The following is a 24,865-nucleotide window of genomic DNA, read 5'->3' as shown; positions in this document are numbered from 1 at the left end:
AAATTTCTTTAAATGAGTGATTTCATAATTACCAAAAACGAACCTCATAAACCTATATTTGGTTAAATTAGTGCGATATTAACTAACTAGGTAGTATACTGTCACTCGATTAATAGCATTATGAAATTCACTCCTTTCATACAACTTTAAACCAATTTTCAGTTTTTTTATTGCATAATATATTAAATTAGATCTTTATACCTATTTCCACTTTGTTTTCAATACTAATTTACTAATATCAGTTAGCATTCATATACACATATGGTAAAATATAGATAAAATAAAAAGCAAGAGGTGAACTATGGAGATTTTCGTTGCTAGACAGCCAATTTTAACAAAAACTGAAGAAGTAATAGGATACGAGCTTTTATATCGAAATAGTCACAACAACGACTTTACTAAAATTGACGGTGATGTAGCAACTATTGAACTACTGTTAAATAGTTTTATTGGCATTGGCAACAAAAAAATTTCTAATGGAAAAAAATTATTTATTAACTTTACTAGAAACCTACTCATAAAACGTGTACCACGTCTTTTTTCTCCTGAAAAAATTATTATTGAAATCCTCGAAGACGTGGAAGGCGATGCTGAAATAATTGATGCTATAAGTGAATTTAAACAACTAGGTTATACTATTGCACTTGACGACTTTTTTCTTAAAGATATTAATAAAAGTTTAGTTACTTATGCAGACATAATAAAGGTTGATTTTGGTCAAACTTCTTACGCCCAACGAAAGATCATTCAAAATATTGCCCAATTCAATAACATTACTCTACTTGCCGAAAAAGTTGAGACAAGAGATGAATTTAATCGCGCATTAATGGAAGGTTATGCCTTATTTCAAGGGTATTTCTTTAGTAAGCCCGTCATTTTATCTACTCAAGATGTTCCTTTTTATACGAACAATTATTTAGGTCTATTAAATGAATTGCATAGTCCCGAACCGTCCATTGATAAGCTTACAGCAATAATCGAGTGTGATCTTTCCCTTTCCTATAAAATATTAAAAATTGTTAACACCATGGATTATTTTACACGTATAAAAATTACTTCAATTAAACAAGCAATCTTAACTTTAGGAATTAATGAATTAATCAACTTAATTGCCATTATCTCTTTAAGTAAGCAAAAAGATAGTTCTTCTGTTTCTAATGAACTTTTGCTAAGATCATTAACTAGAGCAAAATTGTGTGAAGCTTTAGGTGAAAAGTTATATGGTAATACGAAAAAATCAGAATGTTTTATGTTAGGGATGTTTTCATTATTAGACGTAATATTAAAACAACCACTAGAAAAAACTCTTGAAGTATTACCTTTATCTGATGATATAAAATATGCATTACTCGGTTATCAAAGCCCATATAATCTATTATTAGATTTGATTGTTGCAATTGAAATGGCCGATTGGAGCAAACTAAAGTTGATCGCTCCCATCGTTGCTCCTAAAAATTTATCTAAACATTACGAGGATGCTATTTTGTGGGCAACAAAAATTAATAGTAATCTAGATAATGAATACGATAGTGAGAAGGCAATTTCTAAGTAATTCTTATGTAAAGTACCTTTCATTTAATACCATATACTTTTACCTAAAATCAGTGGGGATATAAGTCCCCACTGATTAGTTTAAACTATTTAATTACTTCTTCAGGAAGTACGATTTCATCAACTTCATTATACCCAAATATTGTTGCACTCATTGTCTGTACAGTATGAACTATCTCGTCATCGACTCCCATTTCCATTTCCATAATCATATTTAGTCTTGTTTGGTACAACGTTTCTTTATCAATAAAAATCTCATACTCTATGTTATTTAATTCTAGATGACTAAACAGCTCTAACATTTCTTCAAAATATTCAGTCCCTACCCCACCAAAAAGTTTAGCAATTTCAAGAAATTCTGTACCTTCACCAGTAAGCTTTAGTACATATTCGTTACCTGATTCTGTCAAATCGATCTCATCGATAAAACTCATTAACAAATTTAATTGTTGTTCAGGGCTTATTTGTATTTCTGATATCGCACCAAGCTCTTCTGTTAACTCTATCGGTAACTCAAACCACTCATTTGTCATCGGTTCATACATATAAATACGTTCTTCTACTAAATACATCTCAGTTTCAAATGCGCCCATCATTTCCATATCTGTTTCCATGACCATTTTTTGATAATATGCTAAAGGATTTTGAGTCATCTCAGCATCTATAGTTAAATACATTTGAACCGTTTCTTCTTCATTTATTGTCATCGTCTGTTCACTCTCTATTTTCATGGAGTAACTATTTAGTTCTTCCATTACCTGCAAAGATTTTTTTAGTACATCCTCAGCACTCCTTAAAGTTCCCGAACTCTGACTATTACAAGCAGCCAAAACTATGACCAGTACAATGACTACAACAACTGATTTAAACTTCTTAAGCATAACATCCCTCCAATATTTTGACTCCTATAATACTTACGCTATTCATTTCCAAAAGTTTCAAATTATTTCGGAGACTTACTTTACAGTACTGTAAAGCTAAGGGCCAAGTGCCAATTCTAAGAAGTGTTTGATATAGTGACTGAAAATCAATCGTTCGTTCTTTTCCTTCATCTCCCACCTAAACTTTCAATTGCTTAAGTTTTGAGGCGAGGGGATTACTGCCCCTAAGAGTGGGATAAAGTCTTTAGTGAGTCTCACGTAACCGAATACACAGACGTAGTAGCTTCACTGGGGCGACCTTTGACAGAAGCCGCTCTTTGGCTTCCTACGTGCTTTTAGCGTCTTCTAGCATAGCTTTGAAGTAGGCTTCCTCGAAGCAGTGTTTTGTGCGACGAGTAATCGCAGGAGCAATTGTTTTTCGTGCGACGAGTAATCGCAGGAGCAAAGTAGCATGGAGCATATTCAAGAAGTAATCCAAGAAGACATTTAAGTCAGTAACTTGACTGAAGTGACCGATCTCGTAGGCTGCTTGCGCTAGACAGTTTGCAAGTTAGAAATTTATAAATTCTGATTATGTAAAAAAGACAGCCCTACGATAGAGACCACTGAAAAACTTACGTTTTTAAAAAGTCTTAGAAATTAACAGAGTAAAAAAGACAGCCCAAATTCATTATTTTGAATTTCGGAGCTGTCTTTTTGTGTTATTCGATAATTTGTATCCCTATTTTTTGTTCATTAGTGTCAATATTCTTTTCACATTCACTGTGAAAATAGCCATTGCCCCTTGCAGTTGCATGCCAATTAGACCCGNGGATTCTGCAACATCGTACCCGTGTCTATGTTTTAATTCACTATTTTTAGCTTCTATTTTGTAGCGCTCTTTCGACTTTTCTTTAAAATAGTCGCTCTCTTGAAACTTTATTTGTTCTGTGTGTATGTCTGATTTAATCGTGACAGAATAAGTTTTACTTTTAGCCCCTTCCTTATAACACCCGTCTTTAAAAGGGCATTGCTTACACTTTTCGATATCAAAGTAGTAGGTATGAGCTTGATTGGTAGCTACGCCTTTTTTTCCAGTTCTAGCTTTTCTTATTGCAAGATGACCTGCCTTACAAACATACATACCCGCATCTTTATTAAATTCAAACTCATCCTCTTTTTTGCGAAATCCTTGTGTTACAGAGGGGTTTAATTTAGCTACTAAATGTATTTCATTCGTATTAGCATATTCAATATTTCCTTTTTCCGAATACGCTGCATCACCAATTATTGCTTTTACTTCGAATCCAGCCCCTTTACTTTTTTCAACTAAAGTTTCTAAATGCTTCCCATCATTTTTTTCTCCCGTTGTAATAACTGCAGCTGTGATAATTCTTTCTTCACTCATTGCAAGATGTGTTTTATAGCCAAAAAATGAAGAGTNCGCTGTCTTATGGCCGACACGTGCATCAGGGTCATTGGATGTTTNGAGTTGTTCATTCATATCTTCGAGTGTTTCTTTTAATAGATTCACCTTTTCTTTTACTTTGGGATACTCACGGATTACTTCATTTTTTTCAACTACCTCCATAAGCTTCTGACAATATACAATTTCATCCTCNAGTACATCTGTATTAGATTTGGATGGAAATTGATCCTTCATATTTTCATNAACTTGGTAAATAGCTTTTCGAAGCAACTTAGATTTTTCCATTAATATTTCTTTTGGAGACTTTTGGTTATATCGAGCCTTCGAGTGGGTCGCATCAACGATAACAGAATTACTTTTGATGATTTCCTTCTCAATCGCAATTTCTACGGTTTTATTTATAAGTAAGTCTAAAAGATTTACATCCTTTAAACGCAGTTTACGGAACTTAGTCAAAGAACTNGGATCAATGACTTNATCCTCAGGGGACATATCTAAAAAGTACTTAAACGACATATCGTACTTTGAACGTTCTACTATGTCGACGTCCGATAAATCGTGGATAGATTTTAGAAATAAATATTTAAACATACGAATTGGGTGAACAGCATTTCTTCCATTGTCGTGACAATAATTGCCCTTAAGTTCATTATATACAAAGGAAAAATCAATNAGTTCATTAATTTTTCGAAGCATGTTATCTTTGGGCACGATTATATCATATAGTGCCATATAAGGGCTTAAACTCATTGCTTGTTGATTTGGAATCATCGTTAACACCCACTTCTTATTTGTTAATAAAATAATTCGACAAAAAAGCACCCTTTCCTTCATAAAATAGAAGGAAAGGGTGCTTTTGAGTTTGAAAGGGACTTTTTCAGTGCCCTCNTTAAGTTCATTATATACAAAGGAAAAATCAATAAGTTCATTAATTTTTCGAAGCATGTTATCTTTGGGCACGATTATATCATATAGTGCCATATAAGGGCTTAAACTCATTGCTTGTTGATTTGGAATCATCGTTAACACCCACTTCTTATTTGTTAATAAAATAATTCGACAAAAAAGCACCCTTTCCTTCATAAAATAGAAGGAAAGGGTGCTTTTGAGTTTGAAAGGGACTTTTTCAGTGCCCTCCCGATGATGTATGTTCACTTTTTTATTCATTTTATGATTTACTGAGTCAAGAGTTCATTAAACGGTTTAGGATTATTTTGTTAAACCTACACGATCTTCACTTTGTGGAGGTTCTTCAAACCATCCATTTTTAATCATTAGCTTTGTCCCTTCGTTTGAGTACAATAAAATGTCTTTTGCGGTCATTCCTGAGTCCATAATAAGATCGTTTCTTAACGTAAACATTGTTCCAAAACTGCTACCTACCATACCAAATCCGTTTAAAAGGTAGATGCAGTACATCATTAATTTATTACTAAACGGAGCGATTGTTGAAGTTGTAACCGTACTTCCAACAGCGGCAGAAGGTTGGACATTATTATTGAGAAGATCGTCTTCATACATTTTGATCTGTTTCTTGGCTAGTTCCATTCCTTTTTTTATATATTTTTTTACATCTTGGTTGTTGGTACACTGAGCAAAGCCTGTAATTAACTGAAGTCCAATTAGATTCGATTCAATACCATGATGCATGATACCAATTTCAAGGTCGTTTAATGCTCTTTTATCGTTGAATAGACGAAATCCCTTTAAGTATTCTTTGCTTTGAATGAACTCAGTCGTAACCGGCATCGTTACTTTAGGCGGTAAACTAAGTAATCCATTTTTCAAAAGATATTGGGTAGAGATTTTGTAAGTTTTTTGGGTTAGTGAACTGAAATTTTCGAATATAGAAATAACATCTTCACGATAAGACATATTTAAACAAATGGAGTACATTCCCATACTTATCTCCTTGAATACACGTAAAAACAAAATGTCGAAACCGTTATCATATAATTTAGGAGCTTCTAGGTTAATATCAGCTTTTGTAAAGCCAACAGGAACAACTGCCCCGTCTTCTTCGAATGTCCGTTTTACTTTTTCAACAAGAGGGTCTAATTCTTGCCATACCCCACCCATAATATTTTTAGCTTGTTGGTTATCGGATTTTTCTAAAAAGTATTCCAACATTCTTAAGATGAGGGTTTTTTGTTGATATATTAACCAAAGTACGCCTAGTTCTGATGAACTTAAACTGTTTTTATTTACATTCAATCACTCCAACTCCTTTTTAGTAGCATCTTTATATATTATTGACAGATAGAAAAATCTTATTTATTGCTGAAGAATTTAGAGGACTATTGTTAAATTACTTTGAGGGAATGTATGCATTAGTGAAAAAATGTATTTAAAGTAAACGAAAGCTAATGTTGAGGAAGAAAATTATTTGCTGCGCAGCAACGATACTTGATGCTGTGTCCATTTTCTTGACACAGTTTCATAATAATTAAATATTGTGTGTTATTCATTTGTTTTTTTATTATCATAGTTGGCATCATTAAGATATTTTTTAATTAAATCCAGAACAATAATATTTAATATTTACTGAAAATACGAGTAAAAGAGATTATACCACTTCCAATTCCTTTTAAACTCATCATATTAGTTTCCTTTTCAAGTAGGATTTCAAAAAGGCCTTGTGGTATGGAAAAAAAGAATAAATACAATATTTTTTTAAAAGGTTTTGACTTATATATTGTTTGTCTAAACCAAACAGATAAATACGGACAAACTAAAAATTCATAAACTGCATTGATTTTAAAAACTTGTGGGAGAAATCTCATAGGATATTTTATTCGATTTGTTTCAACTAAGGTTTTATCAAAGACATAATTTTTAAAGCAAGCAACCAACCAAAAATAAAGAAATCCATAATATTGCAGAAGGTCTCTTGAAAAGAGTTGGAAAGGACAGAGTTCCGAAAATAATACCGAAATATATAATAAAACGTTCCACTATAATTCCATAACACCCCCATAACTTTCCTAATAAAATTGCCCCTAATGATAAATAAAGAGATTTTTCCGCATTTAATGTAAATACAATTGAAATCGTAGTTCTAAAGTCCTTAAATAAGTCTTTGTAATTATAAAAACTTGTATACAAAAATTGAATTGAAAGCATTTTCATCGTGGTAAAGTATTAAACTCAATTTAGGAATAATTACCTAATAAAATATCCATTATAAATTTAGTGCATATGTTTTTGTTTTAAAAGTAAATGCACATGTTTTATAAATACATAAAAAAGGAGGGAAATTCGTGACAAAACGTAATGATAACCGAAAGCAACCTCAAACTGGGGGCAGTAAGGGAAGCGACACTGAATTTGGTGCAGAATTGGACAATTTTAGTAAAAAAGCGAGGAAAAGAGCAGCAAGAGAAGCAAAAAGTAAGTAGTAATAAAAAAACAAAAAAACCGCCTTTCCCGTCAGCGGTTTTCTTGTGTAGTAACAAGTTAATAATAACTCGTTACTTATAGAATGTTTCAAATATTGAAAATTATACATAAAATCGAAATCAAGGTGGTAGTAAACGTGACAATTAATATGGACAAAGAAGATGTATTATCAGAAATTCTGCAATTATCTAGAAGTGGTGCAGACATAGATAAGAAAATTGTTAAAAAGTTTCATCCAACATTAATGAGAAATGCATTGCATTATTTTTCTAACTGGGAAAATGCTGTGAAAAATAGCCAAAGTTTTTGAGTAAACATTTGGGTCTGGGACAAAACCCATATCTGAAATGAAATAACCTCACCCGTTCGGTTGAGAGGGAGAAAAACGTAATTCACAATCTAAATAACTCCTTGTTTAACAAAGTGATTAGCAGGCCAAATCGCAAGGTCTGCTTTTAATTTTAAATATTGAGAATATTATACTTAGTAATGTTATAATAAAGGTTTGAAATGACGTAAAAAACAGAACGCATTGTTTAATAAGTGTTATAGAACGAATGCGTATGTTGAATAAGAAATTACGAAAAAAACACCAGATCACTTGCTGCACAGTACAACGATACTGGCGATATACAACCATTGAAAGACGATTACGCTTAGCGTAATCGTCTTTCTTCTTACATCAAGAATATCCTAGCAAGGTACGAAACTACCATATTCCCAAAAATGTATTTTGTATTTGAATAGGTAATCCTTAGTTTACTAATAAAATCTAAGGAGAGTTGAATATTATGAACCAAGGAGAGCAAATTTTATCAGATTTAGTCGCAGCTTTAAAAGAGTTGTATCCTAACATCGAAGTGGAAAATACAAAGAATAAATTGTCTACTGTTCTATCAGAGTATTATATTCGAAGAGTTGAGTTAGGTGAGGTTCATCCTGATCTTGAGGATAAAATACAATTGTTCATTTCGGCAAGAGACTTGAAGGATTAAGCTCTATTACTCTAGATAACTATCTCCTAGAATTAAGTATGTTTACTGACAGCGTAAAAAAGAAGGCTAAGGACATAGCTACAGCAGACATTCGAATGTACCTAAGTCAAGATGGGACCTTAAAAATGAGTACAAATCAGAAAGAAGCTATCTATTATAAAGAGTTTCTTTAGTTGGTTAGTTTCAGAAGAATATATTAAACATGATCCAACTACGAAATTAAAAACTCCAAAAGATGAATATCGGCTTCCTAAATCCTTATCAATCCAAGAACTGGAGATGTTAAGAGAAGCCTGTGAAACAATAAGACAACGTGCCTTTCTTGAAGTATTATATTCAACTGGCTGTCGTTTATCTGAAGTTCATGGGTTAAATAAAGTTTATATCAATCAACAGAATATGAGCACATTAATTATAGGTAAAGGTGATAAACAAAGGGAAGTCTATTTTTCAATTAGAGCAATGTATCATTTAGATAGATATTTAAAAGATCGGAAAGATGATTGTGAAGCCTTAATGATTACAGAGAGAAAGCCTTATAGAAGGTTATCTAAACAAGGAATACAAAGAGAAATAGGAATGATAGTTAAAAGGACAGGTTTGCAAGACAAAGTTAGTCCCCATGTTTTAAGACATACTTTTGCAACATTAACATTAAATAATGGAGCTGAACTCGTAGCCATTCAAGAGTTGTTAGGTCACAGTTCGCCAGATACCACACTTAGGTATGCAAAAATAACTCACGAAAGAAAACGTGAGCAGCATAAAAGATATCTAATTCTATAAGAGTGATTGTCATTAGACTCTTACTGTGCAACAAACTAGTTGGATTACATTTATTTTTTGTAATTCGATAACATAAACACATATAAGAATTTTTCCATTAACTTGTTCGAAAGAATCATTTCCATTTTTTGAAAAAAAGAACAATAATCCGTTATTTTTTGGTATTATTATATGAATATCCGTGATATTGTGAATTTCACCTAAACTAACGAAGCAGAAATCTTTATTAAAGATTATCATTTCTTCTTAAAGTTTTATATAAAATATGGTAATAGTTTTGTTTGAAGGAGGGGAAAAAGATTAATAATTTAATATTAAAGGTCATAGACAACTGGCAAAAACCAAAGGGCAGTTTTTTATTAATATCAGTATTTTTTTTATCTTTTCTTGTTTTCTTGTCTTGGGGAATTGTCTATATTACAGGTGGTACAAAGTATGTTTATTTACACCTTATGTATATACCAATAGTCTTTGCGGCTTTCCTTTTTAGAGTTTGGGGAGGAATAATAACAGCTATTGTTGCAGGTGTATTGCTCGGTCCTCTTATGCCTTTAGATGTTGAAAACAATATACAACAACCATTTATAGCTTATATATATAGGACAATATTCTTTCTAATCATTGGTGTGCTTGTAGGTTTTATGGCAAAGTGGTTGAACATTCGGTTATTAAAGATAAAGGAGGTACTTGGGGAAATATCATTGGTATATGCGCATACATTGAAAAACTATGCAGAAATGGTTGCGGTACGAGATGAACAAACTTCCTTTCATTGCGAACGAGTAGCCTATAATGCTTATTTGTTAGGAAGAGAAGTTGGATTAGATGTTAAAAAACTCGAATCCCTTTATTGGTCAGGTTTATTGCATGACTTAGGGAAAATAGGAATTAAAGAAGCAATTTTATTAAAACCAGGCAAATTAACAGATGAAGAATTTAATGAAATTAAGCTCCATACTGAAATTGGGTACAAGTTGTTAACATCTTTATCACCCAAAATGGAAGAGATTGCTCAAGGAGTACGTTCTCATCATGAAAAATGGGACGGTAGTGGATACCCAGATAAGTTAAAACAAGATCAAATACCTATTTTTGGTAGGATATTGTGTATTATTGATGTTTTTGAAGCATTAACAAGTGAGAGACCTTATAAAGATGCATGGGATCCAAATGATGCAATAAATTTTTTGGAAAAAAACAAAAATGCTTATTTTGATCCAGAGTTAGTTGGTATTTTCAAAAGATTGTATTACGAAGGAAAAGTTTGGGTTGGAAATAACACCTTAGTGAAAAATGAAGTTGATGTTCCAAGAATCTTTAATAACGAACAAATTTAATAGTATTTTTCAATTAATGAGGTTTCAGTAAGTATCAATCTTTCACAATCGGGCACTTATCTGAATGCGTTATTCAATTAAAATGGATGCTTATGTTATGTTTAAGAAGAACAACTAACAAAACAATGACATTTACTGCGCAGTGGGAATAAAGGATGAAACTGTTGATAAATTTATAGAAGTTGTATTTCTAATGGTCTAACGATAAAAGAGGCGTTAAGAAATATCAAGGAGGCTATGGTTGGCTAAATTGAGGTCAAACTTGAATTTGACGATAAACTACCAAAGCCAATCAACGACAAACTCATTGTAGAAATACAAGGTAAATACACCGAAGAAGAAAGACAAGAGTGCTACAATGCAGTAGAAAAAATGAAAGAACTAATTGAATAACTAAATCTTTAATACGTAGTAGACTAAATACTATTCAGGTAAGTTTGCAAAACATCCGAGTAATACTTATAATGAAAGTAATACAATAAAATGAAGTAAGAGGTGAAGCTAAGATGGAATTAGTTAGTGGAAAGATGACGAGTAAAGGACAAATAACAATTCCAAAGGAACTTAGAGAAAAGTTAGGTTTAAGTGAAGGTGACCAATTTAAATTTTTAATAGAAAACGATGAAGTGAGAATAGAGCCGGTTAAGAAAAAATTATTAAGTCAAGCAATTGGAAGAATTACTTCTAAAGAGGAAATCAACCTTGAAAAAGTGAGAGAAATTTGTCACAAGGAAGCGTCTAAACATATTCTATATAAGGGATTGAAACATGAATAAATTTCTAGTCGATACAAATGTTCTTATTCGACTGCTAGTTAAAGATGATCCAATTAAATTTAATACTATAGTGAAGCTTGTAGAGAAGGTTGAAAAAAATGAATTAACTTTGGTGATCCCTACTGTCGTAATCGCTGAATGTTGTTGGTTGCTAAAGTCTTTCTATAAATTGGATAAGACCGAAATAACTGAATATCTACTAGATATAGTTGAATCTGAAAATGTTGAAGTAGAGGAAGATGATGTAATCATTGCACTGAAAATGTATTCGGATAAAAATGTTGATTTTGCTGATGCCCTTCTATCAAGCAAATCTAATACCAAACTTCCTGTTTTAACTTGGGATAAAAAAGATTTTAAAAAGTTGGAATGAGAATACTATATTCCAGAAGAATTATTGTAGTTGCACAGTACAACGATACTGTAAAAGAATTATAATGTTTATAAGGCGATCACTTTTCTAGGTGGTCGCCTTTCGTATTTGACGCATACTGTGAAACAAAAAAAACTTCCTTTTTTATATTGAAAAGAATGTACTTAAAGTAGAGAATTCACTTTTTTTTAATAGGTGATTAGTTCAACAAACGGTCCATTTAATTGAGCTACACTTTATAGGAAATTGGATACTTGTATTAAAGTTTAGAAGAGAGTATGAAGGGATTTTGCCGAAGAAGGAGTAGAAAAAAAGGGACTAAAATTAGTTAAATATAGACAAAACCTCAATTCAATAGATGAGTTTTTTCTAAGTGAAATAATACAAGAACTCCTTATTATTCAGGAGAGCTTGTATTATTTCAGTATTTCCATCTTGATTATTTTGTTAATTGATTCCTATCCTGCATTTGTGGAGGCTCTTCAAGCCAACCATTTTTCGCCATGAGTTTTCCACCTTCCTGCCCATAAGTTAAAATGTCTTTTGCTTCACTAACCATTTTTAATGGGAGGTCACTTCGTAAACTAAATGCTGTTCCTAAAGCACTGCTTCCTAAACCAAAGCTGCAAAACAGACTGGTACAGTACATCATTAGTTTATCTGAAAATGGAGCTAGTTTTGAGTCTGTTGCATTTGCGCCCCATGTTGAAGGTGGTTGAATATCACTCTGAAGAAATAATTGCGTATTTTCAGTTACAATTTTTTTAGCTAATTCCTTTCCTTTTATGAAGTATTTCTTTACTTCAGGTTCATTTGCTACTTGGGCGAACCCCGTTATCAATTGCATTCCAATAATATTTGATTCAATTGCATGATATAAATGTGCGACTTCCACTGTATTCAATGCTCGCTTTTCAGAAAACAAGTTGAAACCACTCATATAATTTGTTCCCTCTACAAACTCCACAGACTTTGGCATAGTTACTGCAGGAGGACGTGGTAAAACATTTTTCTCTTGCAAATAATCCACGCATTCGTCATATACACTTTGGGTAAATGCAGTTAATTCCTTATATAGAAGAATGATATCTTTGCGATATGCCATATTTAGATGCAGCGTATGTAATCCCATGCTTATTTCCTTGACAAGACGAAGAAACATAATATCAAACATGTTGTCATATAGCTTAGGTACGCCAATATTAACATCTTGCTCTGTGTATCCGACAGGAAGGACAGCACCTTCATTTTTGAGGATAGCTTTTATATCTTCAAGATAGTTAATAATTTTCATATGAGTATCTTGCATAATCCCTTTAGCTCGATTGTCATCGGCTTGTTCTATAAAATATTCAAGCATTCTCAATGTCATTGTTTTTTCCTGATAGGTCATCCACAATGTTCCTAATTCACTTGAAGTTAAAGCCTGCTTTTGAGTCATAATATAATCCTCCATAAATTTACTACAAATAGTAAGCACTATTATTGAATCTTAATACGCATTACAATTCACTTTACAAAATTCCCTACCATAAGGCCTGGAATTTAACGTTAATGAGACTAAAAAAATAAAAATTATACCTTTAACAAATTTTCTGTTTAATAACTGAGCAAAGCCTGGGAGAGCTATATTCCAGAGAATAGCTTCTAACTTATCAGTTATAGTCATATTGTCCTTATAATTGTTATAGATTTATTATTTACTACAAGAGAAATAATTATGTAATAAAGTATTGATTCTTCAGTTCTGCTTCAATTAAAGGGTGTCTTATAAGGTTTGAGTAATCACTACTACATCAATTTGTTTGCGATAACTGCTCAAGCCATTTTGAAGCCGTGCTAGAATTGATCAATGATTAGGAGGGGGAACATTTATGGATTTTGAACAAATTCAAGAACTGATAATTCTTTGAAAGTGATTTTAAATGAAGAGCCAGATATTGTTATACCAAATTTAGAGAATAAAGACAAAATTGAATTAAAGAGTAGTAGTTATTTATTTGTTGTAGATATGAATAGAACTGGTCATTAAAAACCTAAATGTACATTTCAATTAAGAAAACAACAACACAAAGATAATCCTATACTACGTTTGGACTTAGTGGGAAGAGCACATCCAAACCCACAAGGTGATTTTCCATTGGCAGGTCAAGAGATTCCTTGTCCACATATACATATCGCTGACCCAGATTATCGTCAGAGTATTGCATATTACTGAGTCCGCAGGTTTTATAGGGAAATCGGGAAGAAGTCAGACATTTGATTTTGCTTTACCTAGAACGAGAAAGGTAAAACCCAAATTAATAAAAGCCATTAATAACCCAACCTCGGAATCATATAAGGACCCATTGCTATCCTTTATAGATGTACAAGAAACCAAAAGTGATCACGTATTTTTGGTACTGGCTAATGATACAAACATAGTTATTTCTGATAAGTTTATTCAATCACTTGAAAATATAATATAAGGGTGATCCCATGGGCCGCTAGGGGATTTTTAACTGGTTCTTTTTATTTCTGTAGAAGTATAATTCTAATTTAAGGAAGACACCCAAATATTTGCTACTTTCACTTAATTCCACAATAAGAATGAAGAATAATAAAAAAACAAAGTCATTCGCTGCCCAGTACAACGATACTGTTAAAAAATTATCTATCCAATGAGGCGGTTACTTTCAAAATAATCGTCTTTTTAAATTTGTCTAAATACTGTGCAACAAACTATTAGGATAAAATTATATTTTTGTAATTCGAAAGCATAAATTCAAAAATGGATTTCTCCATTAATTGATTTGAAGGAATTATTTTAAATTTTTATTGAAACTATGACCAACAATTTGTTATTTATTGATATTATTATTTTATGAAGATTCATTAGATTGTGAATAAATTCACTTAAAGTAACGAGCACTCGATACTTTAATAGTTATAAAAAAGAAATGAGTGATTTGATGAAATCTAATAGTAAATTAAAACGAATGTCAAAGGTGCTATCAATGGCATTTGTCACCTTCATTCAAATTTATTGGTATAAAGTTAGAAAAAAACCTGAAGCTGATTGGGAAAAATTGTGGAATAAAATAGGAGAAAGGTTTCGAAAAACATTATTTGAATTAGAAGGATTGCTTATTAAAATGGGACAATTATTAAGCATTCGTGCGGACTTACTTCCTAATGGGTTTATCCGTCAAATTCAAGACCTTACAGATCAAGTTCCCCCTTCAGAATGGGAGGAAATTGAGGGAATCCTTAAAGCAGAATGGGGAGGTCCCCTGGATCATTTTTTACTTTCCATCGATAAAAAGGCTGTAGCTTCCGCCTCCATAGGAGAGGTTTATAAGGGTATTTTAAAAGATGGTCAACATGTTGCCATTAAAGTACAACGCCCCAATATTCAATCAATCATAAAAACTGATTTCCGTACATTAAGTATTATTATATGGTTTGCCCATAACTTTGTTCCCATGCCAAAAGGTTTTATAAATTTAAAGGTTTTATTTAAAGAACTCAAGGAAGTTATTGAACGGGAGCTTGATTTTTCGCAGGAAAAAAATAACCTACTCTTTTTTCAAGAACGATTTAAGGATGTAGATGGACTAAAAATTCCAGACGTGTATTCCGAGATGAGTACGTCAAAAGTTTTGGTGATGGAGTGGATCGATGGAATAAAGCTTACAGATGAAGAAGGAGTAAGTCAATTAGAAGTTAACCAACGTGAATTGGCGGAGCGTCTTATAGAAGTTTTTCTTCCCCAGTGGCTTGAACCAGGTATGTTCCATGCTGATCCCCATTCAGGAAACGTACTCGTATCAAAGGAAGGACAAATTATATTACTAGATTTCGGAATGGTAGGGGAAATATCTAAGAAGGACGCTACATATTTTCAAGCATTAATAGAGGGCTTACTATCAAAAAATTACCCTAAAGCTGTGGAGTCCTTAACTCATTTAGGATTCTTGCTCCCTGAGGCAGACCCAAGGACGATGGAAAGGCTATTGGCTGAATTATTGTCTTTTCAACCTGCGAAATTGAAAGAAATGGATCTTATAGCATTAAAATTAGAAATGAACGATATGATTCAAGCACTTCCAATTCAAGTGCCAACGAGATTTGTTTTCTTAGGACGTTCTTTCATTACGATGGAAGGAATACTTCGAAACTTGGCATCAGAGGATGATCTCATTAACGTTTTAAAACCAGTTTTTATGGATTGGTTGAGTAAACAAGGGAATAACAAGTGGTCGTTTATATGGTTTTGGTTGCAGTCACAGCCTTTATTTAAGACGGTCCATTCCTTTACTGAATTTCTAAAACTACCTCAAAAACTGGAGAATATTAAGGAAATCGAGCAGCGGAGACATTTTCAATTTTGTATATTTGAAAATTACAAAAAACAATTATTTCAATTAATACTCCTTTGTATTTTCGGAATAGGGACAGGGATATTTACTTCCCATCAACTGATTTTGAAGATTTCCATTGGAGTTTCTGTCATCTCTGGTATCGGATACTTTATTTGCAGTTATAAGTTAAAAAAGTGGATGAAATACATGCATGAAAAACGTAGAGAATAAATTAAAGGTATCAGTGATCAATATAGATTGTGAATAACTGTACTTAAACTATCGGGGTGCGATTGTTCAAAAAGAGCAGTCGCTTTTTCACTTATGAGCAGGTTAATTAAAAATAGCTTTGGGATTAAGTGTTAACATTTATAGAGGAGGTGCTTAATTGAAAAAGTGGTTTATTATACTTATAGCTACGCTATTATTAATCGTTATTACATTTAACTATGTTTTTTCAAAAGGAGAATTTGTTATCGGGTCAACCTCTTATATCGCTATGGATGCCCCAATTGTAAAAGAAAGACTTCCGTTTTATATGGGCTACGCTTTGCATTGGGATGGCCTTGGAAAACCGACTTTAAACAACGTAACATTAATAAAGCAAGATGGAACGGAGCTAAATGAGGACGATATACAAATATCGGTCACTTCAATGATTGATAAAATGGGTGTGACGGGAGTTATTGACGAGGAAAGTGTAATTAAAGAGGGATATATCAATGATTACCTCTTAGTTGAAAACTATAAAGTAGACGATAACTTCCTGCTCGTCTTTCGGGTGGAACTACACGATGCAAACTATGAAAATAACATTAGCCATCTAATTATCAACTACCAAAACTTTGGCTTTCGACAACAGCAAATTCTTGAATTCGAAGGCTTTTTCAAGGAATTAGAATAAAGTTTGAGTATAGTTATTGAAGTAACGGAAGCTTTCTATAATAAAGAAATTATTTTTGGGTGTATTAAAGAAATTTTTGATAAAATGAAAATAGGAAATTACTACTTCTCAAAGGGGGATTATAAATGTTATGGGAAGATGTTCGAAAAGCATATCCAGATAAATGGGTTGTATTTGAAGCAATTGAAGCTCACTCAGATAGTAATTATCGTATAGTAGATGATATTGCTGTAATAGATTGCTTTGACGACTCAATGGACGCATTCCGTCGTCATAATGAATTACACAAACAAAAGCCTAATCGTGAACTTTACTTCTTTCATACATCTAGGGAAGATCTCGAAATACGTGAGAAGAAATGGACAGGACTTAGAAAAATATGATTAAGATAAAAGAATTGTCAGAATTACCATTATAGAAGCTATAGTTACTTTTCGAGGTCAAAGCTTAAAATTAGAAAATGTTTTAATTGATACTGGATCTGCTGGAACAATTTTTAATGTTAACAAACTCGAAGAAATAGGGGTAAAACCAGAATCAAATGATGTAACTCAAACGATTCAAGGAGTCGGTGGACTTGAGTTTGTTTATATTAAAAACATAGATGAAATCTCTATTAACGATGAAATAGCAATTCAAAACTCCCGTGTTGAATTGGGGTCGATGGATTATGGTCTTGAGATTGATGGTATTATCGGCTATGACTTCATGAAGGAAGTAGGTCTTATTATTAACTTACAATACATATCCATAAAGTAAGTCCTCTTTTAAAGGGGACATTTTTATTTTAGCGATTATTAAACATAAGGGTTACAAAAGAAAGTTTAGGTTATGTGAACTGTTACACTTAAAGTAACGGAAGTGATAGCTGAATAAGGGACCATTAGGACTTATTTATTTCGAGCAAGAAAAGAATTTCAAAAGAAGTGGAGGAATCTTCATGAGTGAATATACAGATGATATTTTTGATGAAATGAAGATAAAAAAGGCGATTAAAAAAGGCAAAACGAAGTCAATAATTAAGATTATTTTAGTTTCTTTATTAGTATTTGTTGTTTTTAACATATCAAATTTCGCTATTTCTGCCTATTTTAGCCAAAAGGCATTTAAAGAATGGGATGCTTATGTCAGACTTACTACTCCTAATGGCTTTATAAGTGAAACAATTGATTCAAATGGTTTTCTTGGAGGAATTAGCAATTATAAAGTTTCAAAAGACATGAAAAGAAAAGCGGTTGTAATTGAACAAAAACAATATTCATTTGGTCTTTTTCCATCTATTTTGGTTTCAAGAGGTTCAGGCGGAAGTATTGGAAAAAAAGGCGAAGATTGGCAGTTTGCGTATAAAGAAAATGGATGGAGAGAAATGATGTTTTTTCACCCCAATGTCACTTATAAAAAGTACAATAATGACGAAGAGCTAATTAAAAGTATGCAAGGGGATAAAATTTTCGAGGTTGCGCTCTCCTTTAATAAACCGTATAAACAAAGTGAATTACCTTTTGTTGAACTTCCAAAAATGACTTGGTTCTGGATTAACACCTACACCGATTACCAAATAAAAACATTTCAAGAAGAAGTAATAGAATATGATTGGTCTGCAACATTTATTAGTGAACATGAAGCTTTAGGTTTTTCAACTAATTCAATTTATAATTCAACAACTGATTTGGACTATGAATTTAACAAATTTCTCAAATTACTTCAAACCAGTTTTTCAAGCGAACACAATAAAGCATACAGCACCCTAGATGGCAAAAAAATAAAAGATATAGAAATGTTAGGTATAGTCGTGTATGGAACGAAGGATCAAATCTTAGAAATTATGAAAGAACCTATTATAAAAGCAGCTTCTTTAGGGGGAATCGTTGACAACTATTAGTATTCTTAAGAAATAAATTCATTCAAAATAGGAAATGCTCTCCTGTTTTTATATAGAGAATGAGAGCAATTCAATTAAACAAACGGCTTTACTTTAATAAGGAAGTAGAGCTTTCTTTAATGAAATAATGGGGATCTTTATGGAAAAGAGAATAATTATATTAAATGAAACGTTAGGGTATGCTCCTGTAAGGTTATCCTTTGTACAGCTTTTACTTTAAATCAGCGGATGTTTCTGAAAGACCTGTGAGTGAATTTTTAACTCTGTAAAGGAACAAGTTATTAATTGAAAACTAATAAGCATCCAAACTACCAATAAATTATTTTTTATTTAACAAAAGGGAGAAAAAATTCAACACTGAACCGACTAGACATTGTAGTCGGTTCAGTGAACGTTTGTTTATTTAAAAAGATAGGAAAGCTAAGATTCCTTCCATAGAAACTCTGTCTAGCGAAAGAGAGACTAGAAGACGAGAGAAGTACAAAAGAAGCAAATAGCGGCTTCTTACCAATGGACCACCTTCAACTCATATGTTTACATCTCTCCTAGAAAAAATCACAGTTGATACAATGAAAAACACTATCATATGAATCGTTATATTCAGAACGGAGAAGGAAAGAGTCATCCCTTCAAATAATGGTCGCCCAAGGAAATGCTGTGTTAAGTTTGTGTTGGCAAATAATAAATATTTGCACATTTGTATTTGATAATGAGCGAGCAATTCTAATAGTAATGTGATAGACATTAGTAAAAAAATAATTTTCTACTAAAAATCGATTGATGGAGGCAGCTTCACGCTCTGATACATGGATTGAAAAACCATCTGAAACGATGTCAACTACTTAATCATATTGGGGGAGAAGCGCCAATACTTCTTTTAGCTTGTCTGTTTCTAACACGTGAAATTGATAAAGACTTTCTTGAGTCACACCCGTCTTAATTCTTCTAGCTTTCCATCACTAACCATCCTTCCATTGTCAAGAATAAGAACACTGTCACAAATTAGTTCAATCTCAGCTAATAAATTTCCTGAAATAATAATCGCTGTCCCGTCATTTGCAAGCATTTTCAAGTGTTTTCTGAGGTCTTGAATCCCTGGAGGATCCAGACAATTCGTTTGTTCATCTAACAAACGAATTGCAGGACGATGTAACATGGCTTACTAAACACCTGCATGAATTAACGTCATCGTTACTTAAACGTTACTTAAAAAAACTCATTTCTTAAATCCAAAAGTGGATCAAATATTATTTTCTCCTTCTTCTTGATAAATTTTTGCTGCCGAATCTGTAAGTTCGTCAAAATTATTGGAGTTTGGCGAAATTTGAAATACTATTCAATAAGTGTTTTTACTAAACCTTCCCTACATCTCGCCCTGTCGTTTAGAGAAAAAGGTATTGAGGATGTTAAATTTTTTTGGAATGAAGGACATTCCTAAGTAGATATATATAACGTGTTAAGGAAACGCGATTGGGAACGGACATATGACGAGGTGTGCTTATTAATTTCTGACCTTTCTAGAAAAGGAGAAATTAAGAAACGACCAAACGGTATCCAAGACAATAACAAAGTAATGGGAGGTAATTAAGTGGAATTACGCAGACAGGTATTGATAAAAAAGTTAAATGATTTAGGAGTTTTCGTAAGCACAGATGGTAGATTACTAAGTTCAATGACTCCTGATGAATTAGAGCTTGAATATTGTAGAGTGCAGGATCGAGAGGAGAAAGATAAAAAATGCTAAAAAGAACGGTTGTTGTTGGACGCTTAACGAGAGATCCAGAATTAAGATATATGCCCAATGGGATTGCAGTAGGGACTTTAACGCTAGCTGTGAACAGACCCGTATTCAAATGGCGAGGGAAATAGAGAAGCTAATTTTATAAACATACTCGTATGGCACAAGCAAGCAGAAAGTGTTGCTTCTTAATTTGCGAAAAGAAAATCAAACTGATTTGTACTTTAGGGTCATAGACCCCCACCTCTAAGCGTAGCGTAGGTGGGAACTTCCATTCAGGTGGAGTTGATACTCCATCTGAATTTCCAATGTTCTGGAGAAGCGTGGGGACGGACCTGTTGCTTCTTTCGTTTTGCTAAACGAAGGAAGCGCAAGAACCGCATTATGGATTTATTAATAATACTAATGTTTGGAGAAGGTGATAATCTTATTGATAAACTCGAGAGGGGTGAAATTTAAATACAAATATATGAATTCGGTATGGAAGTAAATGCCTTAGTAAATAGTATGAGTATGCAAGTGGCCAATATGGAAAGTCAAGAAAAGGGAAGAGCCAATTATTCAGAATATGAATCACTATTAGTAGAGATTTGACCTGTAAACACGCGAAGGAGTCGCCAAAATAGCAAGCTGAATAAAATGACAGTTTATTTTCGGACTAATGTTATTTTTGATAAGGGCTGGAGTGAATGTTTGGAAAATAATAGATACATAGAGACAGGGGAGCTGTCGCTACTACATTTTTACTTGTGGAACAAATGACCCGGCCCCTCGTTTCACTTCATCATTTTTTACTACTATAAGAGTACGATGTGTGTTTGCTTTAGGAGTGATGTCTGATTGTTGGGCCGTACCATTCCAGCTCTTGCTTGTAACATAGCTAATTAGGAGCTGAAAAATGTACTTCTTTAACTTCGCTAATAAATCAAGCAGTTAAGTGGTCTTCAAAGAATGGTTTAAGATGCAGAAATATCAATAGATTGACTGCCGTCAAAACCAATGCTCTCTCCAGTCTCTATAATTAGATCTGCTATTCCACGACCACTCCGCCTATTCCATGCATCTAAAAGTTGCTTATAAACTGCATGTATTTCAAGTGTATTATCCATAATTATTTCACTCAAATTCTGTTATTTCTAACTCATTTTAATTCCATTAGGGTCTTGTTTTACTTGATAGGAATATAAGTACCAAATATAGTAAATAGTAACCTTAACTTTAAAAAGTTTGAGGGTATATACATCATGAAAAATTTTAATCCAACAAACAGTGAGCGTCGTTTTAAAGCATACGTAAGTTCTATCGGCACTACACAATTACATCTTCGAAACCCATATATTATTGCTTGGTGGTCAGCAGCTTTTCCTGGTTTTGGGCATCTCCTTTTATCCAAGTATTTAAGAGGTTATGCACTTTTTCTTTGGGAAATTCTCGTAAATAATATGGCTAATTTAAATCATGCGATTGTCTATTCTTTCACTGGGAATATCAGTATGGCAAAGGACGTTCTTGAACCTAGGTGGTTGCTTTTGTATATACCAGTTTATCTCTTTGCAATATGGGACAGCTATCGAACGACTGTTGATATGAATAAAGTATTCATTTTAGCAGAACGAGAAAATGCAGGTTTTAATTCGTACACAATTTCTGCTATTGAAATCAATTATTTAGATAAAAGAAGACCATTGATGGCAGTGGTATGGTCGCTTTTCACACCTGGATTGGGGCAACTATATATCCATCGAGTTATAACAGCCATTTTTACAATGGCGTTTATGGTTGTTTTTGTGTACTTTTCTAATATTCTCATTGCAGTTCATTTCCTTTTTATAGGGGAAATTCCACAAGCAACACAAGTCATTGACCCGCAATGGTTCTTGTTTATTCCTTCTCACATTGGGTTTGCTGCATACGATTCGTATGTTAACACAGTTGAAAACAATAAATTATTTGAAAGTGAACAAAGGAAATTTTTAAAAACGTATTATCAGCAGCATCGTGTAAAGTTCCTAGTACCAGCAGATGGAGTGAAATAAATTGCAAATCTTTTCTACTTTTGAGCATTCAACGTATCTTGAGTTAGCGATAACTTCTTTGGTAAAAGTAGGTGTAAAAAAAGAACATATACTTGCAGTTCCCCTTATCAATCGTGTGGAAGAACGAAGGTTATTTGATACACTTCACCGTGCGGATGGAATTAGCTTATTTGATAAAGGTGCAGCAGTTGGAACTGCATTTAGTGTTATTGGAGCAAGTGTCGGTTTTGTATTGGAGTGGGGTCCTATTTATTGGGGATTAATCGGTGCTGTAAGTGGATTTATTATTGGATTTATCATCGATTACATCATTTTTAAGATTGTTCATAAAAGGAAAAGAGAAGTGAAGGGTAAACAGTCAGAAGTTGTTTTAGTGGTAGAGTGCCCCACTGAACTTGTAGAGAAAGTAGAAGAGGTACTTTGGGACCATTTAGCACTAGGAGTTGCTAAAGTGGATGAGTAATTTTTAACTTAGTTGAATAAATGTTTGGAAAATAAAAATAAAGCTCAGTTAATTTGTAACTGAGTTTTTTGCATAATCAGAATTTATAAATTTCTAACTTGGAAACTGTCTAGCGCAAGCAGCCTACGAGCTCGGTCACTTCAGTCAAGAAACGGACTTCAATTACTGCTTGAGATCCTTCGTCGATTAGCTTCATGCAGCTTTGCTCCTGCGGTTACTCGTCGCACAAAACACTGCTTCGAGGAAGCTTGCTACGAAGCTATGCTAGATGACGCAGAAGCACGCGGAAGCCAAAAAGCAGTTGATTAATGTCAAATGAAATAATGTGGGGAAAAATACTCCACTTGTTAAAAATAATCTGATAGAGGTGCTCTTAAAATGAAACAATGGACAAAGGATATAGAAATAAACGCGCCAATTGATCAAATTTGGCGGCTTTTTGATGGCTCTCTTGAAAATATGCAAAAAATCATGCCTCAAGTAGTTGAACATAAACCAATTAAAATAACTGAAGAAGTAATCGGAAGTGTATATCGCCAAAAATATAAAGAAGGAAAACGTATAGAAGAGTATGATGTAGAAACATTAGAGTATTCAAGTGCACCTAATAAGAAAAGGTTAAAAGTAGGTTTTTCACTTGCTAATATGTTTGAAATAACAGCTCTTTATGAATTGAAAAAAATGAATGATGATAAGACTTCATTTAAATATACAGTGACTAATCGCCCGCTAAAGTGGTATGTAAATTTATTTTTGTTGTTTGCTTCAGAAAAAGTGGTGGTTAATTTTTTAGAACGTGTAAAAAATGTTGCGGAAGCTTAAAAAATAAGTGACGATTGTATTTTTCTTGCGCATCATAGTCATGCACCCATTTTTTCACCTTATCATATATTAACTTTTGTGAAGGCTTATCGAAAGGAAGGGTAAAAATGAAGAAAAATCACACGGGTATATTAATTAAAAGAGAGTTGCAAGCGGTTGGGAATGGATATAAAGTCATTAAAGTTGAAGTTTCAGATTCAACGAAATATTTATATGCTGTTTGCACGCCTATTAAAATGCAATAATCGGGTGGAACACAGGGACAAGTAACACGAGCCAATAAATGGGGAAGCAGTTGATTGCTTCCCCATCTATGATAAATTTTGTAATGAAACAGGGTAACTGGTTTGCTGTTCCGATTGGATTTTTATCCCACTCTTTAGGGGCAGAAATACCCTCCTCAAAACTTAAGGAAATCGAAAAGTTTAGGTGGGGATTAACTGCTCCTAAAGGTCTGATATAGAATAACTTTCATCAGTGGGGGATGAGGGGAAACCCCCACTGATTGAAGTTTAACTTTATTTTGGGACAAAATTGACCAATTCCTGTGACTAAGGAAATGACGATGTATAGAAATGAAAAATTATTAAATGGTTGCAGTCGAATTAGTTTTCAGACTATTTAAATGTTTCTTGTAGTAATATAATAGATAACAAAGTAATTAATTAACTTACTTATCTATTTTCGTACGAGAGGTGAATGGGATTGGAAGAAAAAAGTCAGCAGCAAGCTTACAACCAAATCGATAATCAGACCGTTGAGGATTTAATGCAAGCCTTTATCCGTTTAAAACGAAAACACATAGAGGCAACCAATGATAAGAAAACAAGTGAAGCAAGGGCATTAGTTTTACTTAGGCATGCACCAGAAGAAGGGTTACAAATTATTGAATTAAGCAAAAAAATGTATGTGAGTTCGCCTTTCATTACGCAGTTAATCAATAAGATGGAGGAAAGTGGATGGATCGTTCGTAAAAATGATCCAAAGGATAGACGGATCGTGAGGGTTGTCCTTTCGGATTCTGGCAGGGAGGCTGCAGATGCTGTAAAGGAACAGTTTCATCAACGCTTCATGTCTCTTGCTGAGCATTTAGGACCTGACGATAGCCGCCAATTGTCAAAACTCCTAAATAAAACCTTTCAATTTTTTGAATCAAAAGTAGGTGAGTAAT

Annotated in this window: 27 protein-coding genes and 2 pseudogenes; 22 read left to right on the top strand and 7 right to left on the bottom strand. The window is 33.1% G+C overall.

Features of this window, described 5'->3' with window-relative positions:
• The first annotated feature begins 301 nt into the window (after window positions 1-301).
• Entirely contained in the window at window positions 302-1,552 is a 1,251-nt protein-coding gene (locus BKP37_RS02560; RefSeq protein ID WP_071308132.1) for an EAL and HDOD domain-containing protein, read from the top strand.
• Between the two features lie 85 nt (window positions 1,553-1,637).
• Here BKP37_RS02560 and BKP37_RS02555 read toward each other — a convergent pair whose 3' ends face one another.
• The 4 genes from BKP37_RS02555 to BKP37_RS20925 all read right to left on the bottom strand — a co-directional run bounded on the left by BKP37_RS02555 (window position 1,638) and on the right by BKP37_RS20925 (window position 6,692).
• The gene (locus BKP37_RS02555) at window positions 1,638-2,432 is read right to left on the bottom strand and encodes a DUF6612 family protein (RefSeq protein WP_071308131.1); all 795 of its coding nucleotides are present in this window, start codon (window positions 2,430-2,432) and stop codon (window positions 1,638-1,640) included.
• A gap of 721 nt (window positions 2,433-3,153) precedes the next feature.
• Window positions 3,154-4,611, bottom strand: a complete 1,458-nt coding sequence (locus BKP37_RS02550; RefSeq protein ID WP_071308390.1) for an IS1182 family transposase — start codon at window positions 4,609-4,611, stop codon at window positions 3,154-3,156.
• Between the two features lie 438 nt (window positions 4,612-5,049).
• Window positions 5,050-6,054: a DUF3231 family protein gene (locus BKP37_RS02545; RefSeq protein ID WP_071308130.1), complete on the bottom strand. Its 1,005-nt coding sequence runs from the start codon at window positions 6,052-6,054 to the stop codon at window positions 5,050-5,052.
• Between the two features lie 320 nt (window positions 6,055-6,374).
• Complete coding sequence (locus BKP37_RS20925; protein WP_071308129.1) at window positions 6,375-6,692, bottom strand: CBO0543 family protein; 318 nt, start codon at window positions 6,690-6,692, stop codon at window positions 6,375-6,377.
• A gap of 408 nt (window positions 6,693-7,100) precedes the next feature.
• Here BKP37_RS20925 and BKP37_RS19870 point away from each other — a divergent pair, with 408 nt between their 5' ends.
• From BKP37_RS19870 to BKP37_RS02515, 7 genes are all read left to right on the top strand, one after another.
• Window positions 7,101-7,238: a hypothetical protein gene (locus tag BKP37_RS19870; RefSeq protein WP_169823069.1), complete on the top strand. Its 138-nt coding sequence runs from the start codon at window positions 7,101-7,103 to the stop codon at window positions 7,236-7,238.
• 137 nt (window positions 7,239-7,375) lie between these two features.
• A complete protein-coding gene (locus BKP37_RS19865) occupies window positions 7,376-7,549 on the top strand; it encodes a hypothetical protein (protein ID WP_169823054.1) in 174 nt (57 codons plus the stop codon).
• A gap of 481 nt (window positions 7,550-8,030) precedes the next feature.
• The gene (locus tag BKP37_RS20365; protein ID WP_245712424.1) at window positions 8,031-8,234 is read left to right on the top strand and encodes a hypothetical protein; all 204 of its coding nucleotides are present in this window, start codon (window positions 8,031-8,033) and stop codon (window positions 8,232-8,234) included.
• Between the two features lie 135 nt (window positions 8,235-8,369).
• Window positions 8,370-9,020, top strand: coding sequence for a tyrosine-type recombinase/integrase (locus tag BKP37_RS20360; protein WP_342707755.1), 651 nt, complete (start codon window positions 8,370-8,372; stop codon window positions 9,018-9,020).
• Window positions 9,021-9,301: 281 nt separating this feature from the next.
• Entirely contained in the window at window positions 9,302-10,357 is a 1,056-nt protein-coding gene (locus BKP37_RS02525; protein ID WP_071308127.1) for an HD-GYP domain-containing protein, read from the top strand.
• Between the two features lie 506 nt (window positions 10,358-10,863).
• The gene (locus BKP37_RS02520) at window positions 10,864-11,133 is read left to right on the top strand and encodes an AbrB/MazE/SpoVT family DNA-binding domain-containing protein (RefSeq protein ID WP_071308126.1); all 270 of its coding nucleotides are present in this window, start codon (window positions 10,864-10,866) and stop codon (window positions 11,131-11,133) included.
• Complete coding sequence (locus BKP37_RS02515; protein ID WP_071308125.1) at window positions 11,126-11,506, top strand: type II toxin-antitoxin system VapC family toxin; 381 nt, start codon at window positions 11,126-11,128, stop codon at window positions 11,504-11,506. The genes BKP37_RS02520 and BKP37_RS02515 overlap by 8 nt, the downstream gene beginning before the upstream one ends.
• A gap of 439 nt (window positions 11,507-11,945) precedes the next feature.
• Here BKP37_RS02515 and BKP37_RS02510 read toward each other — a convergent pair whose 3' ends face one another.
• Window positions 11,946-12,947 (bottom strand): DUF3231 family protein, encoded by a 1,002-nt coding sequence (locus tag BKP37_RS02510; protein ID WP_071308124.1) that lies wholly within the window; start codon window positions 12,945-12,947, stop codon window positions 11,946-11,948.
• A gap of 606 nt (window positions 12,948-13,553) precedes the next feature.
• On the opposite strand from BKP37_RS02510, the pseudogene BKP37_RS20920 reads away from it, so the two are divergent.
• The 7 genes and pseudogenes from BKP37_RS20920 to BKP37_RS02485 form a co-directional block, all read left to right on the top strand.
• Window positions 13,554-13,724, top strand: a pseudogene (locus tag BKP37_RS20920) (DUF6978 family protein); the annotation flags it as partial.
• Window positions 13,711-13,974, top strand: coding sequence for a DUF1829 domain-containing protein (locus tag BKP37_RS20915; RefSeq protein ID WP_169823068.1), 264 nt, complete (start codon window positions 13,711-13,713; stop codon window positions 13,972-13,974). The pseudogene BKP37_RS20920 and the gene BKP37_RS20915, both read left to right, overlap by 14 nt.
• Window positions 13,975-14,457: 483 nt before the next feature.
• Window positions 14,458-16,080: an ABC1 kinase family protein gene (locus tag BKP37_RS02500; protein ID WP_071308122.1), complete on the top strand. Its 1,623-nt coding sequence runs from the start codon at window positions 14,458-14,460 to the stop codon at window positions 16,078-16,080.
• A 157-nt stretch (window positions 16,081-16,237) separates the two neighbouring features.
• Window positions 16,238-16,753, top strand: a complete 516-nt coding sequence (locus BKP37_RS02495) for a hypothetical protein (RefSeq protein WP_071308121.1) — start codon at window positions 16,238-16,240, stop codon at window positions 16,751-16,753.
• A 125-nt stretch (window positions 16,754-16,878) separates the two neighbouring features.
• A complete protein-coding gene (locus tag BKP37_RS02490) occupies window positions 16,879-17,136 on the top strand; it encodes a hypothetical protein (protein ID WP_071308120.1) in 258 nt (85 codons plus the stop codon).
• Window positions 17,137-17,149: 13 nt separating this feature from the next.
• Window positions 17,150-17,512: an aspartyl protease family protein gene (locus tag BKP37_RS19045; RefSeq protein WP_084034509.1), complete on the top strand. Its 363-nt coding sequence runs from the start codon at window positions 17,150-17,152 to the stop codon at window positions 17,510-17,512.
• A 181-nt stretch (window positions 17,513-17,693) separates the two neighbouring features.
• A complete protein-coding gene (locus tag BKP37_RS02485) occupies window positions 17,694-18,635 on the top strand; it encodes an anti sigma factor C-terminal domain-containing protein (RefSeq protein WP_071308119.1) in 942 nt (313 codons plus the stop codon).
• A gap of 925 nt (window positions 18,636-19,560) precedes the next feature.
• Here the strand turns inward: BKP37_RS02485 and BKP37_RS02480 are convergent.
• Complete coding sequence (locus BKP37_RS02480) at window positions 19,561-19,791, bottom strand: ATP-binding cassette domain-containing protein (protein WP_071308118.1); 231 nt, start codon at window positions 19,789-19,791, stop codon at window positions 19,561-19,563.
• 432 nt (window positions 19,792-20,223) lie between these two features.
• Here BKP37_RS02480 and BKP37_RS19860 point away from each other — a divergent pair, with 432 nt between their 5' ends.
• Together BKP37_RS19860 and ssb are read left to right on the top strand one after the other, a co-directional pair.
• Window positions 20,224-20,379, top strand: coding sequence for a hypothetical protein (locus BKP37_RS19860; protein WP_169823067.1), 156 nt, complete (start codon window positions 20,224-20,226; stop codon window positions 20,377-20,379).
• Window positions 20,373-20,562: pseudogene (gene ssb / locus BKP37_RS02475) on the top strand (single-stranded DNA-binding protein); the annotation flags it as partial. The gene BKP37_RS19860 and the pseudogene ssb, both read left to right, overlap by 7 nt.
• A 767-nt stretch (window positions 20,563-21,329) precedes the next feature.
• On the opposite strand, the gene BKP37_RS19855 reads toward ssb, so the two are convergent.
• Window positions 21,330-21,482, bottom strand: a complete 153-nt coding sequence (locus BKP37_RS19855; RefSeq protein WP_169823066.1) for a hypothetical protein — start codon at window positions 21,480-21,482, stop codon at window positions 21,330-21,332.
• Between the two features lie 135 nt (window positions 21,483-21,617).
• On the opposite strand from BKP37_RS19855, the gene BKP37_RS02465 reads away from it, so the two are divergent.
• The 5 genes from BKP37_RS02465 (at window position 21,618) to BKP37_RS02445 (ending at window position 24,864) form a co-directional block, all read left to right on the top strand.
• On the top strand, window positions 21,618-22,409 hold the full coding sequence (locus BKP37_RS02465; protein ID WP_071308116.1) for a hypothetical protein: 792 nt from the start codon (window positions 21,618-21,620) through the stop codon (window positions 22,407-22,409).
• Window position 22,410: 1 nt separating this feature from the next.
• Window positions 22,411-22,872, top strand: coding sequence for a hypothetical protein (locus BKP37_RS02460; RefSeq protein WP_071308115.1), 462 nt, complete (start codon window positions 22,411-22,413; stop codon window positions 22,870-22,872).
• Window positions 22,873-23,250: 378 nt separating this feature from the next.
• Window positions 23,251-23,694 (top strand): SRPBCC family protein, encoded by a 444-nt coding sequence (locus BKP37_RS02455; RefSeq protein ID WP_071308114.1) that lies wholly within the window; start codon window positions 23,251-23,253, stop codon window positions 23,692-23,694.
• Between the two features lie 107 nt (window positions 23,695-23,801).
• Window positions 23,802-23,939 (top strand): hypothetical protein, encoded by a 138-nt coding sequence (locus BKP37_RS19850; RefSeq protein WP_169823065.1) that lies wholly within the window; start codon window positions 23,802-23,804, stop codon window positions 23,937-23,939.
• Between the two features lie 460 nt (window positions 23,940-24,399).
• A complete protein-coding gene (locus BKP37_RS02445) occupies window positions 24,400-24,864 on the top strand; it encodes a MarR family winged helix-turn-helix transcriptional regulator (protein ID WP_071308112.1) in 465 nt (154 codons plus the stop codon).
• The last annotated feature ends 1 nt before the right edge of the window (window position 24,865 follow it).

It is taken from the genome of Anaerobacillus alkalilacustris, assembly GCF_001866005.1.
Classification (GTDB): domain Bacteria; phylum Bacillota; class Bacilli; order Bacillales; family Anaerobacillaceae; genus Anaerobacillus; species Anaerobacillus alkalilacustris.
Note: the sequence above shows the minus strand (reverse complement) of the source record. Positions and strands in the feature narration are given on the sequence as shown.

What these genes read in the sequence shown, in the direction of transcription:
- BKP37_RS02560 (WP_071308132.1), top strand. Translation starts at nt 302, where the DNA reads ATGGAGATTTTCGTTGCTAGACAGCCAATTTTAACAAAAACTGAAGAA.
- BKP37_RS02555 (WP_071308131.1), bottom strand. Translation starts at nt 2,432, where the DNA reads ATGCTTAAGAAGTTTAAATCAGTTGTTGTAGTCATTGTACTGGTCATA.
- BKP37_RS20365 (WP_245712424.1), top strand. Translation starts at nt 8,031, where the DNA reads ATGAACCAAGGAGAGCAAATTTTATCAGATTTAGTCGCAGCTTTAAAA.
- BKP37_RS02520 (WP_071308126.1), top strand. Translation starts at nt 10,864, where the DNA reads ATGGAATTAGTTAGTGGAAAGATGACGAGTAAAGGACAAATAACAATT.
- BKP37_RS02515 (WP_071308125.1), top strand. Translation starts at nt 11,126, where the DNA reads ATGAATAAATTTCTAGTCGATACAAATGTTCTTATTCGACTGCTAGTT.
- BKP37_RS02510 (WP_071308124.1), bottom strand. Translation starts at nt 12,947, where the DNA reads ATGACTCAAAAGCAGGCTTTAACTTCAAGTGAATTAGGAACATTGTGG.
- BKP37_RS02500 (WP_071308122.1), top strand. Translation starts at nt 14,458, where the DNA reads ATGAAATCTAATAGTAAATTAAAACGAATGTCAAAGGTGCTATCAATG.
- BKP37_RS02490 (WP_071308120.1), top strand. Translation starts at nt 16,879, where the DNA reads ATGTTATGGGAAGATGTTCGAAAAGCATATCCAGATAAATGGGTTGTA.
- BKP37_RS02485 (WP_071308119.1), top strand. Translation starts at nt 17,694, where the DNA reads ATGAGTGAATATACAGATGATATTTTTGATGAAATGAAGATAAAAAAG.
- BKP37_RS02480 (WP_071308118.1), bottom strand. Translation starts at nt 19,791, where the DNA reads ATGTTACATCGTCCTGCAATTCGTTTGTTAGATGAACAAACGAATTGT.
- BKP37_RS19855 (WP_169823066.1), bottom strand. Translation starts at nt 21,482, where the DNA reads ATGGATAATACACTTGAAATACATGCAGTTTATAAGCAACTTTTAGAT.
- BKP37_RS02465 (WP_071308116.1), top strand. Translation starts at nt 21,618, where the DNA reads ATGAAAAATTTTAATCCAACAAACAGTGAGCGTCGTTTTAAAGCATAC.
- BKP37_RS02455 (WP_071308114.1), top strand. Translation starts at nt 23,251, where the DNA reads ATGAAACAATGGACAAAGGATATAGAAATAAACGCGCCAATTGATCAA.
- BKP37_RS19850 (WP_169823065.1), top strand. Translation starts at nt 23,802, where the DNA reads ATGAAGAAAAATCACACGGGTATATTAATTAAAAGAGAGTTGCAAGCG.